This is a genomic window from Yinghuangia sp. YIM S10712, assembly GCF_051388935.1.
Taxonomy (GTDB): Bacteria; Actinomycetota; Actinomycetes; order Streptomycetales; family Streptomycetaceae; genus Yinghuangia.
In genome coordinates this window covers 81755-94383 of the sequence record NZ_JBPKBI010000017.1, presented here as the reverse complement: position 1 = coordinate 94383, position 12629 = coordinate 81755, and the positions used below count along the sequence as shown (strand labels likewise).

The 12629-nt window shown below is 69.6% G+C and carries 11 protein-coding genes; 6 read left to right on the top strand and 5 right to left on the bottom strand.

Annotation, left to right across the window (positions count from 1 at the left end):
* Positions 1 to 209 precede the first annotated feature (209 nt).
* Positions 210 to 665 carry a protein-tyrosine phosphatase family protein gene (locus tag ACRX5W_RS26830; protein WP_436790900.1) on the bottom strand — a complete coding sequence of 152 codons (456 nt, stop codon included), beginning with the start codon at positions 663 to 665 and terminating at the stop codon, positions 210 to 212.
* On the bottom strand, positions 662 to 1234 hold the full coding sequence (locus ACRX5W_RS26825; protein WP_436790899.1) for a CGNR zinc finger domain-containing protein: 573 nt from the start codon (positions 1232 to 1234) through the stop codon (positions 662 to 664). Before ACRX5W_RS26825 ends, ACRX5W_RS26830 begins: the two co-directional genes overlap by 4 nt.
* Positions 1235 to 1445: 211 nt before the next feature.
* Here ACRX5W_RS26825 and ACRX5W_RS26820 point away from each other — a divergent pair, with 211 nt between their 5' ends.
* From ACRX5W_RS26820 to ACRX5W_RS26800, 5 genes are all read left to right on the top strand, one after another.
* Positions 1446 to 2207, top strand: coding sequence for a class I SAM-dependent methyltransferase (locus ACRX5W_RS26820; RefSeq protein WP_436790898.1), 762 nt, complete (start codon positions 1446 to 1448; stop codon positions 2205 to 2207).
* A 337-nt stretch (positions 2208 to 2544) separates the two neighbouring features.
* The gene (locus ACRX5W_RS26815; RefSeq protein ID WP_436790897.1) at positions 2545 to 2973 is read left to right on the top strand and encodes a phage holin family protein; all 429 of its coding nucleotides are present in this window, start codon (positions 2545 to 2547) and stop codon (positions 2971 to 2973) included.
* Positions 2970 to 3449 (top strand): DUF3618 domain-containing protein, encoded by a 480-nt coding sequence (locus ACRX5W_RS26810; RefSeq protein ID WP_436790896.1) that lies wholly within the window; start codon positions 2970 to 2972, stop codon positions 3447 to 3449. Before ACRX5W_RS26815 ends, ACRX5W_RS26810 begins: the two co-directional genes overlap by 4 nt.
* A gap of 242 nt (positions 3450 to 3691) precedes the next feature.
* A complete protein-coding gene (locus tag ACRX5W_RS26805) occupies positions 3692 to 5035 on the top strand; it encodes a serine/threonine-protein kinase (protein WP_436790895.1) in 1344 nt (447 codons plus the stop codon).
* A 301-nt stretch (positions 5036 to 5336) separates the two neighbouring features.
* Entirely contained in the window at positions 5337 to 6281 is a 945-nt protein-coding gene (locus tag ACRX5W_RS26800) for a hypothetical protein (RefSeq protein ID WP_436790894.1), read from the top strand.
* Positions 6282 to 6414: 133 nt separating this feature from the next.
* Here ACRX5W_RS26800 and ACRX5W_RS26795 read toward each other — a convergent pair whose 3' ends face one another.
* The 3 genes from ACRX5W_RS26795 to ligA form a co-directional block, all read right to left on the bottom strand.
* Complete coding sequence (locus ACRX5W_RS26795) at positions 6415 to 7281, bottom strand: alpha/beta fold hydrolase (protein WP_436790893.1); 867 nt, start codon at positions 7279 to 7281, stop codon at positions 6415 to 6417.
* A complete protein-coding gene (locus ACRX5W_RS26790; protein ID WP_436790892.1) occupies positions 7271 to 7972 on the bottom strand; it encodes a DUF899 domain-containing protein in 702 nt (233 codons plus the stop codon). Before ACRX5W_RS26790 ends, ACRX5W_RS26795 begins: the two co-directional genes overlap by 11 nt.
* A gap of 419 nt (positions 7973 to 8391) precedes the next feature.
* Entirely contained in the window at positions 8392 to 10449 is a 2058-nt protein-coding gene (gene ligA / locus ACRX5W_RS26785) for an NAD-dependent DNA ligase LigA (RefSeq protein WP_436790891.1), read from the bottom strand.
* 582 nt (positions 10450 to 11031) lie between these two features.
* On the opposite strand from ligA, the gene ACRX5W_RS26780 reads away from it, so the two are divergent.
* Positions 11032 to 11988 carry an LLM class F420-dependent oxidoreductase gene (locus ACRX5W_RS26780; RefSeq protein ID WP_436790890.1) on the top strand — a complete coding sequence of 319 codons (957 nt, stop codon included), beginning with the start codon at positions 11032 to 11034 and terminating at the stop codon, positions 11986 to 11988.
* Positions 11989 to 12629: the final 641 nt, after the last annotated feature.

The following is a 12629-nucleotide window of genomic DNA, read 5'->3' as shown; positions in this document are numbered from 1 at the left end:
GGCTGCGGTCGGCGCGTCCGGCCGGCACGACGATGCGATCGGGATCAGTAGGGCCGCAGTCGGGGGTGCGGGGGCCGCGTCCCGGACCAGGAGGTGGCCGAAGCCGGCGCTGTTGTGGTTGGCGCCTGTGTGCGAAGGTGGTCCGTCGCGAGTCGCCGGCGACTTGGCGGTGTCGGCTCGTGCAGTTGCGCGAGATGCCGTGGCCCCGCTCAGCGCTCGGGGGCAGTCTGGGGAAAGCGGGCCACCCAGCGGCGTTGCCAGGGCGTTTCGACGGCTTTCGGGTGGTGGTGTGCGCGTGTCCAGGCGACAGCGTCGGAGGGGTCGACACCGGACAGTACGGCCAGGCAGGCGATGACAGTGCCCGTGCGGCCGATACCGCCGCCGCACGCGACTTCGGCCGAGGCGCCGGACCTCATCTGTTGGTGTGTGCGGTGGATCTGTCGGACCGCCTCGTCGCGGTCGCGGGGCAGCAGGAAGTCGGGCCAGTCGATCCAGGTGTGGGGCCAGGTCATCGCGGCCTCGTGGCGGCGGCGCAGCCGATCGGACCCGAGGTAGAGGCCGATCTCGGGTGCGGGCCCGTCAGGCAGAGGACGGCGCAGGCCGCGGCCGCGGACGCGGGTGCCGTCGGGCAGCTCGATGGCCCCGTGCAATGTCGGAGTGTTCAACGGATCGCGATCCCTTCACGTTTGCGTGCACGGTGGTTGGCGACGTTGACGCGGTTGCCGCACAGGTCGGGCATGCAGTAGCGCCGCCGCCCGCCTCGGCTGATGTCGACGAACACCCCGCGGCAGTCGGGTGCTTCGCAGGGACGAAACCGTTCGCTTCCCAGCGTTCGGACGACCCCGAGGATGCCGACGGCGACGACCGCGGCGATCTCGTCGGCGAGAGTGGCTCCCGGTGCGGTGGGCAGCAGCCACTGCCAACGGCTCTTGTCGTGCCGTTCCAGGGTCGGGGCCAGCCCGGCGCGGCGCAGCAATACGGTCGCCCCTGCGACGGCTTGTTCGGCGGTCTCGGTCTCGATGATCCCCCTTACCTCGCGGCGCAGAAGATGCACGTGGTACACGTCCGCGTCGGTCGGCGGTTCGTCACGCTGCAGCCTGTGCGCGGTGAGGAAGTCCGACAGCGTGACCGGGTCGGGCAGCGCGTCCGTGCCGGCGCGCACTGTGGGCGAGGTGGCGATCAGGTCATTCGCCACCGCCACGCCCCAAGCGTAGTCGTCGAGCGGAATCTTCACGGTAATGTTTATAGCAGAATTTCAAGCCTTACCTGACTGCGGGTCGGCACGGGCGCGCGGCCGACGGAGGCCCCGGCGAGGAGCAGGAGCATCGCCGCCGGTCGAACGCTTCGACGGTGGCCCGGGGCCTCAGGTCGTCGGCGTGTGGCCCCTGTCGTCCTTGCCTGGACGGCCCTTCCGGCTGCCAGGGTCTGCGCGCGAGGATGAGGGCATGGTCTCCGCCTCACGTGCCCACTCCTTCAACATGGCCGCCGCCCAGTACGCCGCGAACCGGCCCTCGTACCCGCCCTCCGTCCTGGACGCCGTGGAAGAGGTCGGCGGGCGCCCGCTGAGGGGTGCTCGCGTGGCCGACATCGGCGCAGGCACCGGCATCGCCACCGCGCTGCTGCGCGAGCGCGGCGCCGAAGTGATCGCCGTGGAGCCCGGCGAGGGGATGGCTGCGGAGTTTCGCCGGGCGCTGCCGAACGTGCCGATCGTCCGAGGTGACGGCAACGCGCTGCCACTCGCGACGTCGTCGTGCGACCTGTTGACGTACGCACAGTCCTGGCACTGGACGGACACCAAGCGTTCCGTGCCCGAGGCACTGCGGGTGCTGCGCCCCGGCGGCGTGCTGGCCCTGTGGTGGAACACCGGCTGCGCCGACCCGCCGTGGGCTCTGGCCCAGGCCGACCGCGTCGCGCAGGCTTGCGGGGTTGACCCCGCGGACCGCAGGCGTCCCGACGACATCCAGGCCGACCGCCTCGCGGCCCTGGGCGAACTCCCCTTCACCCGGCGACAATTGACCTGGAGCCGCACTGTTCCCGTCGACACCCACCTCGCCAATGTCACCAGTTGGTCGGCGTTCCTCGTCCTGGGCAAGGACAAGACGGCGGAATTCCTGGCCCGGGAGCGGACGGTGCTGTGCGAACTGTTCCCGGACGGGATGGTCGAAGAGACCTACATGGTGGATCTGGTGGTGGCGAGAAGGCCGTAACCCGGGCATCGCCCTGCTGCACCGCGACGCGCGGTCGACCTGGACCGGTGCCATCCGGGTCGGCGGAAACGCGGCGTGACTCCTTCGTCTGTCCTGCTCGACCAAGGACCCCCCGGCCCGCTCGCCTGGTGATACCGCACCGACGGGCTCGACGGCCGCGACCCGCACTTGCTGCTTCCGAACGCAACCGCCTGAGCTGCCACGGACGCCCCAACGAGCACAAGTCCGGAGAAGACGTGACCGAACTCGGCTGTTCGGGGTAATCGCCACCAACAGACGGCCGGACGCGACAGGGCGGTCCGGCGAGCGGGAACGACGCAGACGGGAGGTGATCGCCGTGTCGAGCACGCAGCACTACACCACTACCGAGCGCCCGGCGCGCGGTCAGGAGCCGGTGGGCGCGTTGGTGCAGCAGGCGTCGCAGCAGCTCACGGAGCTGGTACGCGGGGAAATCCGCTTGGCGCAGGCGGAGATGAAGGAGAAGGGCAAGCGCTACGGCAAGGGCGGCGGCCTTTTCGGCGGCGCCGGGGTGGTCGGTTTCCTGATGCTGCAGGCTCTGGTGGCCACCACGATCGCGGCGCTGGCGGTGCCGCTGCCGGTCTGGGCGGCGGCGCTCATCGTCACCGCGGGCCTCGGCGTGATCGCCGGGGTGATGGCCCTGATGGGGAAGCAGCAGGTCCACCGCGCCGCGCCACTTGCACCCGAACAAACGATCGAGAACGTAAAGGCCGACGTCGCCGAGATCAAGGGGAGTGCACACCGATGACCCAGTCGGCCCACGACGGGCAGCCTGCTTCGAACCCCGAGGCGCTGCGCGAACAGATCGAGCGGACCCGCGCCGAGCTCGGCGAGACGGTCCAGGCGCTGGCAGCCAAAACCGATGTCAAGGCCCGCGCCCAGGAGAAGGCCACCGAAGTCAAGGAACAGGCAGCCGCCAAGGCCGAGGCGCTGAAGGAACAAGCGGCCGCGAAAGCCGGCGAACTGAAGGCGAAGGCCGTCGAACTGACACACCAGGCTCAGGACAAACTGCCCGACCGGGTCAAGGACAAGGCCGCGGGACAGGCTCGGGCCCAGGCGTCCCGTGCGGGGCAGCTGTGGGAGGACAAGGTTCCGGAGTCGGTGCGGGACGAGACGTCCCAGGGAGCACGGACGGTCCGGGACAACCGCAACCTGCGGCTCGCGGGCGCGGGCGTGGCCGTCGCCGTAGTGGTGTGGCTGGCCTGGCGCCGCCACAAGGCGTGAACCGCGGATCTCCTCCAGGCCGCTCGGCCTCGCCTCGGGCGCTGTCGGCGGCACGGCTGCCGGACGGTGCCGCGCAACAGGGAACTCCTCCTAGCACGACGAGGACGCGTCCGACGACGCCGGTGCTCGCTTGCGGTGCTCGCTTGCGGTGCTCGCTTGCGGTCCTCCTCCGTGTTCTCCGGAATGCGAGGCCGGAGGACGGGTAGACATCCGGGCGTTGTGAGGGCGAACCGGGAGGACGTATGACGGCACTGCCACGCCGGGTCCGGCGTCCGGCCCCAGGCGTCGGCAGCGTCCTCGCCGGTCGCTACCGACTGCGGGAGCTGCTCGGCGCGGGCGGTACGGCCGATGTCTTCCGCGGATTAGACATGCGACTGCGACGCGATGTGGCGGTCAAGGTGTTCCGGCCCGGTGCCTGTGCGGTGACCGCGGAACGCTTTTGCCAGGAGGCCGAGTTGCTGGGCCGGGTCGCGCACCCCGGGCTTGTCGCCGTCCACGATGTCGGCCGGCACGAAACCTCCGTCTACATCGTGATGCGCCTGGTCGAGGGCGTCACCTTGCGTGAACACATACTCGACGGTCCACTGTCGGCGGAACGCGTGGCGCGACTCGGCGCGCGGTTGGCCTCGGCGCTGGAACACGTGCACGCGGCCGGCATCGTCCACCGCGACGTGAAACCGTCGAATGTCCTCGTCGGGCTCGACGACGCCCCCTACCTGGCGGATTTCGGGATCTCCCGTCTCGTCGACGAACCCACCCGCTCCGCGCCCGACACAATCGTCGGCACCGTTCCCTACCTGGCGCCGGAACAACTCCTCGGCCGCGGTTCGGGACCGGCAAGCGACATCCACGCCCTGGGTCTGGTGCTCCTCGAAGCACTCAAGGGTGAACGGGAGTATCCCGGAGGCCCCCTCGGAGCCGGTACCGCCCGCACGCTGCGCCCGCCGCACATCACGGCGCGCGTGCCCGTGGAACTCGCCTCGGTCATCGAGGCCATGACGCGTACGGATCCCGCCGACCGGCCCGATGCCGCCGAGTGCGTGCGGATGCTCACAGCCGCCGCGGGGGTCCTTGCGTCCGGCGCGGGGGTCCTTGCGTCCGGCACGACGACCGATGCCGACATCGTGACGTCCCGCACGCCCGCCGGTGACCGCGACCACCCGCCGCTGCCTGTCGCTCCCGGCACGGGCGCGGCGCAGCCGAAACGGCGCCGCCCCCTGGCCGCGAGCCTGGTCATCGGCATTGTCCTGGGCGCGGGCGGAACCACCGCGGCCGTACTCGACAACGGCACCGGCTCCGACGCGGGCAGCGATCGTCCCGCACCCGCGATCGTGCCGACGCCGCCGCCCACGCAGCCCGGCACATCGCCCGCTCCGACGATCCATCCCACCCCGGAACCTTTGACCACACCGGTCGACGCCGTGACACGGACCGTCTCCCCCACGTCACCCGCCCCGACGCCACCGGGGAAGCCCGACACCGGCGAGGACGGCGACAACCGACAAAGAGACGACAGCGCAAAGGGCCAGGGCAAAGCCAAGGAGAAAAGCAAGGCCGGCAACAAGCCCGAGAAACCGGCGAAGTAGCTCTCCGGCCCGCCGACAGGCAACGACAAGGCGCTGCACGCCGACGCGGCGGCGATCAACACAGGGACACGACCACGCCTCCCGGGGCCCGCCGAACCGTGCCGCTGCGGCAGGCTCCCGCTCGGCTGTGTCCGAGCTACCGACGACTGCGGCGGCCGGGGTGCAGGCCGAGGGTTGTCCGTGTCCGGTGACGCACGCCGGTTTCCCATGACCGTTGTACAGTTCGCGCCGTCGCAGACCTGCGGGCCGATCGCATTGGTACGTTCTCCGCCCCGAACATCGCCTTCAGGAGCCGTCGCCCATGCGAAAAGTCACCACGTCCGGCGCCGTCGCCGTGCTCGCCCTGGTCTTGTCCGGATGCTCGGGGGTGACCGGTGACTCCGAATCCGACGCAAGCCGCCCGTCGTCGACGGCACCACCGACCGCGGTAGCCTCGACCGCACCCACCCCTGCGCGCTCCCCCAGCTTGTCCGGCGCCGCACTTCGACTGGCCGGGACACGCGACAAGTTGCAGACCGCCCAGACGTACAAGGGACACTCCGAGGCGCAGACGGACGGGGTGCTCACCTCGACACACGATTTCCAGGTACGCCTGGGCGACCGGGCGGCGTTGCGCCAGGTCACGACCGTGTTCCCCGCCGCGTACGAGGGCTTGGGGCTGCCGAACCGGCCGACCGAACCGCAGGTCAGCGAGTCGCTGCAACTGCCCGGCGGCGTGGTCTATTCGAGCAACAGTCCCCTCATGATCCAGCTCAGCAATGGCAAACACTGGAGCAAGACGACCCTGGACCTGCCGACTTCGACGAGCAGCACCCCGGAGGACTTCTCCGCGCAACTGGCCCTTCTGCAAAAGTCCGGAGACATCGGCGAGGTCGGCAAGGAGACCATCGACGGGATCGCCACGACGCACTACAACGGCACCATTTCACTCCTGCTCCTGCACGACAACGCCGCGGCCGACTTCGGCCTGTCCGAGAAGCAGTACGAGGCCCTGCGCGCGTTCTGGACGGACCAGGGCTTCGACAACGCCAGGATCGACCTTTGGATCGGGCAGGACTCCCTGCCCGTCCGGCAGATCACGGTGACCACCGCGAAGAGCGGCGGCGTACCGAAGACCACGAAGGTGACCACCCGCTACTGGGACTGGGGCAAGCCGATCGACGACACCCCTCCGCCCGCCGACGACGTGGACGAGATCAGCCCGGACGGGCTCCCCGGCGCCCTACCCACCCGCAACCCCTCCTGACCTGCGGCCGAAAGCACCGTGACGCCGCACTGGGGGCGGAACGGTCCGCAACGAACCACCCCTGTGCGGTCCTTGGCCAACGGCCGCAGGTCCGGACACCACCGACACCCCCGCGAATCTCCTGGTCAGAGCGCTAGAAGAGACTCGGCGTCGTCGGCGGCACGTCGTCGAGGAACGCCGTCACCATCGGCACCAGTACCGCCGATTCCCCGAAGATGCCGATATGCGACGTCGCCGGCAGGACCACCAGGCGTGCGGCCGGTGCCTGGTGCAGCATCCCCGTGGCCGCCGCTTCCTTGTCTCCGCCGCCGCGCAATTTGAACATCGCCAGGGCGTGCTCCGGCGTAACGCCGTCCGCGTCGCCCACGATGACCATCGTCCGCGCGGACATCCCGCGCATCTGCGCGTCGCTGATGTCCTGGTCGTCGATGTTCAGGGTCTTCATCTTGTCGACGTAGGCGTCGAACGCCGCGGGGTCCGGTGTGTGCTCCTTGAACGCCTTCTCGACGGATGACCCCTCGAACGCAGCGGCACCAAGACCCGCGATCCCCTCCAACACGGCGGGATACCAGCCGTCCTGGCGGTAGGTGGCCGACATGGAGACCAGCTTGCCGACGAGCGCCGGGTGACGAAGCGCGAGTTGCAGCGCGACCCCGCCGCCTTGGGAATAGCCCATGACGTCCGCGCGCTCGACCCGCAACGCCCGCAGCAACGCCGCGGCGTCGTCGGCGAATTGCTCGTACGACATCGGGCGCGAGGTGTCGGGGGTGCGACCGTGGCCTTGCTGGTCGAAGACGATCACGGTGCGCTCGGCCGCGAAGGCCGACACCCACGGCTGCATCGACTCCGTGCCCATGAACGCGCCGGGAATGAGCAGCAACGGGGGCGTGCCCGACGTGCCGAGTTCGCCGTACACCTCGTGGTGGAGGCTCAGGCCGTTGATCGCCAGGTGCCCCTGGTGCGTGGGCTTCATCGTCGTCACCGCCGCCTCACGCCTCATGCCGTCGACCGTAGAATCGCGCGACATCGGGAGAGTCGAGCCACTTGGAGTAGGTGGGCGACTGCGGCCAACCGTCGGGTGAATCCTGCCACTCCTCCTGACGACCCCACGGCAGGATGTCGACCAACGCGAAGGTGTAGCTGAGCTGTTCCGTACCGCGGCCGGTGGTGTGCCAGGTCCGGTAGACGGTGTCCCCGTCGCGGAGGAACACGTTCACCGCGAACCCTCCACCGGGCGGCGCGTCCACGTCGGCCCCGAACGAGCTGTCCGACGACGAGTACCAGTCCATGGTGTTACCGACTTTGGCCTTGTACGCCAGCGCTTCCTCGATCGGCCCGTTGGTCACGATCACAAAGCGCGCATCGTAGTTGTCGAGCCATTCCAACCGGACGTACTGCGACGTCAGGCCGGTGCACCCGCCGCACTGCCACTCCGCGCCGTCGGACCACATGTGGTTGTAGACGATGAGCTGCGAGCGCCCGTCGAAGACGTCGACCAGCCGAACAGGCCCATCCGCCCCGGTCAGCGTGTAATCCGGCAGCTCGACCATCGGCAGCCTGCGACGCTGCGCCGCGATCGCGTCGAGCTCCCGCGTGGCTGCCTTCTCCCGCACCCGCAACTCATCGACCGCCGCCCGCCACGTTTCCCGGTCGACGACAGGCGGCAGAGCTTTGGCTGTGCGCTCGGTCATGGTTCCTCCCGACATCAGGTGAACGTACCTCTGATGTGTTGACCGAACTCACCGCTCGAACTCATCGCTGCCGGGTCGGATTCGCCGAAAGAATTTCTCGGGCAGCCCACTCCGACGCGGGCATGAACGTCGCGGCGTTGTCGGCGACCTCGGCGATGACCTGCCGCACCCCCGACTGGGAGACCCCGGTGGTGCGTCCGGTGTCGACGTCGCGCTGTCAGGATGCGGCCCGGCCTCGTCGAGTTCAAGCAGCCCCGCCGAAGCGGCCCGGCGCAGTTCCAGGAGGGCGTCGAGAGGTACAGCCATGGTCTGACTCCTGATGTCCGTACGTGCTATTGGTCTCGATCAAACGACGGACAAAACTACATGCGGCAACTGTCAAGCCAGCCAACCCAGAAGGCCTCACGTTGCGCTGGCCTTTATCCCAGATACGCCCCGACCATCTCGGCGAACTCCTCAGGGCTGACAACGGTGATGCCCAGCGATTCGGCTTTGCTCTTCTTCGAGCCGGCGTTGGCTCCGGCGACGAGGAGTCCTGTGGTCTTGGAGACGCTGGAACCCGCGCGCCCGCCTGCGCGTTCGATGAGTTCGTTGACGGCATTGCGCGAGAGGTCGGCGAGCGGCCCGGTCATGCTGCCGGTCGCCACCACGGTCATCCCGGCCAGCGGCGCCGCGGGGGTGTCGGCATCCGGGTCGGAGGAGTTCGGCGGGCCGGGTTCGGTCTGGTTGACTCCTGCGGCGGCGAGTTTGGCGATGACGGGTGCCAGTTCGGCGAGTTCGGCCAGGAGCATGGCGGCCTTCTCCGGGCCGATGCCTTCGACTTGCTGGAGGCCGTCGGTGTCGGTGTCCTGGATGGCGGTCATGGTGCCGAAGTGGCGGGCGATGCGCCGGGACATGCTGCGGCCGGTGCCGCGGACGCCGAGTGCGCAGAAGACGCGGCTGAGGGGGCGGTCTTTCGCGGCGGTGATGTTGGCCAGGATCTTGTCGGTGTTCTTCTCGCTGCCGGTGGCGGCGACGAGTTGCTCGCGGGTGAGGGTGAACAGGTCGGCGATGTCCGCCACCGCGCCGTCGGCGACGAGGCGTTCGACGATCTTCGGGCCGAGGCCTTCGATGTCGAACTGGTCGCGTCCGACGGCGTATTCCACCGAACGGGACAGGTCGCACGCACGGCCCTGGAGGCACCGCCAGCGTTCCTGGGCGCGGTCGATCTCCCCGCCGCAGGCCGGGCAGCGGTCGGGCAGTTCGATCGGTGCTTCCTCTCCGGTGCGCAGCGCGACGACCGGGCCGACGATGTACGGGATGACGTCGCCCGCGCGGCGGACGGTGACGGTGTCGCCTGTCCGCAGGTCCAGTTTGGTGATCATGCCGGGACTGTGGAGCGTGGCGTAGGCGACGGTGACGCCGGCGATGTCGACGGGCGCGAGTTGTGCGCGCGGTGCGAGGAAGCCGGTGCGTCCGGTCGCCCAGGTGACGTCGAGGATCCGGGTGGTCTTCTCCACCGCGGGGAACTTGTAGGCCACCGCCCAGCGGGGCGCGCGTGATCCCGCGCCGGCGTCGTGCTGGTCGTCGGGGTGGTCGGCTTTGACGACGACGCCGTCGATCCCGAGCGGCAGCGCGTCGCGTTGCGCGGCGACGGTGTCGATGTAGTCGCGGGCGGCGTCCAGGTCGCGCAGGGTGCGGGTCCCGACGGGGGTGTCGGCGACAGTGCGCACGCCGAGCCTGCCGAGGGTGTCGACGAGCTCGCTGTGGGTGCGGCCCGCGAAGGCGTCGTTGTCGGGTGCGTCGGGGCCGGGCAGCAGGGTGTAGGCGTAGCAGGACAACGGGATGGTGTAGGCGCGGCCGGTGGCGCGCAGGGAACCGGCGGCGGCGTTGCGGGGGTTGGAGAACACCGGTTCGCCGTACTGGGCGCGGATGCGGTTGGCCTGGTCGAACTGCTCGGTGGTCAGCACGATTTCACCGCGCACCTCGGCGCTCACCGGCTCGTTGAGCGTGTCGGGCAGCCCGTCGACGGTTCCGATCGCGTGGGAGACGTCCTCACCGGTGGTCCCGTTGCCCCGGGTGACCAGCCGGGTGAGCTTCCCGTCGGTGTAGTACGCGGCCACGGCGAGCCCGTCGATCTTCGGCCCGACGTGGAATCCCTGCGGTTCGCGGCCCAGCCGCCGGGCCAGACCCGTACCCCACCGCAGGAGGCCGTCGTGGTCGAAGATGTTGTCCAGGCTCAGCATCGGTATGGTGTGGACGACGTCGCCGCCGGCGACCGCGCCCGCCGCGACCTGGCCGGTCGGCGACTCCGCGACAGCGTCCCCGGGGTGCGCCTCCTCGTATAGGGCGATGCCGCGCATCAGCCGGTCGAACGCGTCGTCGTCCAGCGCGGAGGTTCCGTCGCCGTAGTACGCGGCCGCGGCGACACGGACCTGCTCGACGGCTTCGACGTACGCGGCACGGTCGGCCAAGACAGCAGCGGGTGCGGTATCCATGACCGCATCCTTCCGCCGCACACTGACACGCCGCGCGGATCGCAGTACCGGACGTGGTTCTCTGTGACCGGCTGTCGACGGCGGGCGGGCGGGCCGACGACGGCCCGGCGGCTGTACCGGTTCCGGCACCCATGACGGCCCCGGAGGGTTGGATAATACGGATATAGTTTGCTATTTCGGAAACAATGCCATGCGCTTCGTGATATCTCTCGGGCGTGAACGAGGCTATGGGGATTGTCGTTGGTGCTGCGATCACCGCTGTTCCGACGACGGCTGGTGTGTGGCTGACGCTGCTGGGCGCGGCCAGGCAGGCTCAGGTTTCGGCGGACGCGCTGCGTGCCACCACCCAGATGCAAATCGATGGTGGGAGAGAGGCGGTTCGGAGGCAGGTCCGCCGGGATGCAGGCTCGCCGCCGACCGCACGCCACGTACATGACGCCGAAGCAACAACGGCACCCTGACCGACTTTCACCTCGTCACCATGGCGCCTCGCCCGGCTGACGACCGGTATCGTGCGCCCCGTCGCCGCAATGCGTCTGCGGCGCCGAGCGGTTCGGGCACCGACGGCAGAACGGGGAAGTCATGCGTATCGGCCTGATGGTGGGCAGCGACAAAGAACGCACGCGCGCCGAGCGGCTGGACGGCTTGGTCGAGGACATCCAAGCCGCCGAGCGCGACGGGTTCGCGTCGCTGTGGGTCCCCCAAATCCCGGGCTATCTCGACGCGTTGACCGCCATCGCCATCGCCGGCCGGGTGACCGAGCGGATCGAACTGGGCACCGCAGTCGTGCCGCTTCAGACACGTCACCCGATCCCGATGGCGCAGCAGGCACTGACCACGCAGGCCGCCTGCGCCGGACGGTTCACGCTCGGCCTCGGGCCGTCACACCACTGGATCGTCGAGGACCAACTCGGTCTTCCGTACGAGCGCCCTGCCGCGTTGCTGCGCGACTATCTCGCGGTGCTCACACGGGCCTTCGCGGGGTACGGCCGCGTCGATGTCGAGAACGCCACGTACCACGTCCACAGCCCCCTCGACGTCGCCGAACCGCAACCGATGCCGGTGGTCATCTCCGCACTGGGCCCGGCCATGCTCCGCCTCGCGGGCGAGGAGGCGTCCGGCACGATCCTGTGGATGGCGGACGAACGGGCCGTCGCCGAGCACATCGTGCCGCGCATCACCAAGGCCGCCTCCGCCGCCGGACGACCGGCGCCGCGCGTCATCGCCGGAGTGCCGGTCGCGCTCTGCCGCAACGACGAGGTCGACACGGCACGGGAATTCGCAAGCGAAGTCCTCGGGCACGCCGACATCTCACCCAACTACGCACGCCTGCTCCAACACGGGGACGCCGAGGACGTGGGAGACACCATGGCCGTCGGCGACGAATCAGCCGTCCTCACCCGACTCAGGCGCTACCGCGACGCAGGCGTCACCGACCTCGCCGCCCGCATCGTCCCCCTCGGCGCCACACCACAGGACCGCCGCGCTTCCCGCCACCGCACGCAGGAGTTCCTGGCCACCCTCGGCGCCGCGCTCTGACCGGACCTTGTCACGGTCCCATCTCCCGATACAGCCCCCGATCAGAGTCTCGTCCTCGGCCCACCCCGGGAGGCGCCACGGCTCCGCGAGTCGGTCCCGCCATCGCGTTCTGCGCACGCTGCACGCGCCGTCGACGCTCTGCGCAGCTGCCAGGCGGTGCGTCCGATGTAGGAGCACAGCGCGCGGGCCAGGTGTGGCTCGTCGAAGTAGTCGAGCTCGGCGGACGACGTCGGAGGTCGGGTCGCCTACAGCGAGCAGCTTGCCGCCCGGTGGGCCCGCATGCCGCCGCCCCACCACGGCCGGCCGCCGGGGCAAACCTCCTGTCGCGGTCGGCAATCCATCGGGCGCGGTCCTTTGCTTGATCCACGAGATATCCGACACTGCCATCGGATCGGCTCCGGCCTCGTTTCAAGCGCGAAGGCTGCACAAGCACGTCATGCGAAACCCGAACCGTATACCGCGCAGTACACCCGCCCAGCAGGCTTTCGCGGTCCGGATTCGTGGCGCCGCCATTCGTTTCGGTTGGTACGTGCCAACTGGATGCCGGACAGAAGCCGAACTCCGTCCGCTGCAAGTACCTTGCTCCGGGGCATGGCTCACGCCGCACGATTTTTGGGATCAGTCCGAAAAATACATCACCC

What these genes read in the sequence shown, in the direction of transcription:
- ACRX5W_RS26805 (WP_436790895.1), top strand. Translation starts at nt 3,692, where the DNA reads ATGACGGCACTGCCACGCCGGGTCCGGCGTCCGGCCCCAGGCGTCGGC.
- ACRX5W_RS26810 (WP_436790896.1), top strand. Translation starts at nt 2,970, where the DNA reads ATGACCCAGTCGGCCCACGACGGGCAGCCTGCTTCGAACCCCGAGGCG.
- ACRX5W_RS26780 (WP_436790890.1), top strand. Translation starts at nt 11,032, where the DNA reads ATGCGTATCGGCCTGATGGTGGGCAGCGACAAAGAACGCACGCGCGCC.
- ACRX5W_RS26790 (WP_436790892.1), bottom strand. Translation starts at nt 7,972, where the DNA reads ATGACCGAGCGCACAGCCAAAGCTCTGCCGCCTGTCGTCGACCGGGAA.
- ACRX5W_RS26800 (WP_436790894.1), top strand. Translation starts at nt 5,337, where the DNA reads ATGCGAAAAGTCACCACGTCCGGCGCCGTCGCCGTGCTCGCCCTGGTC.
- ACRX5W_RS26820 (WP_436790898.1), top strand. Translation starts at nt 1,446, where the DNA reads ATGGTCTCCGCCTCACGTGCCCACTCCTTCAACATGGCCGCCGCCCAG.
- ACRX5W_RS26795 (WP_436790893.1), bottom strand. Translation starts at nt 7,281, where the DNA reads ATGAGGCGTGAGGCGGCGGTGACGACGATGAAGCCCACGCACCAGGGG.
- ligA (WP_436790891.1), bottom strand. Translation starts at nt 10,449, where the DNA reads ATGGATACCGCACCCGCTGCTGTCTTGGCCGACCGTGCCGCGTACGTC.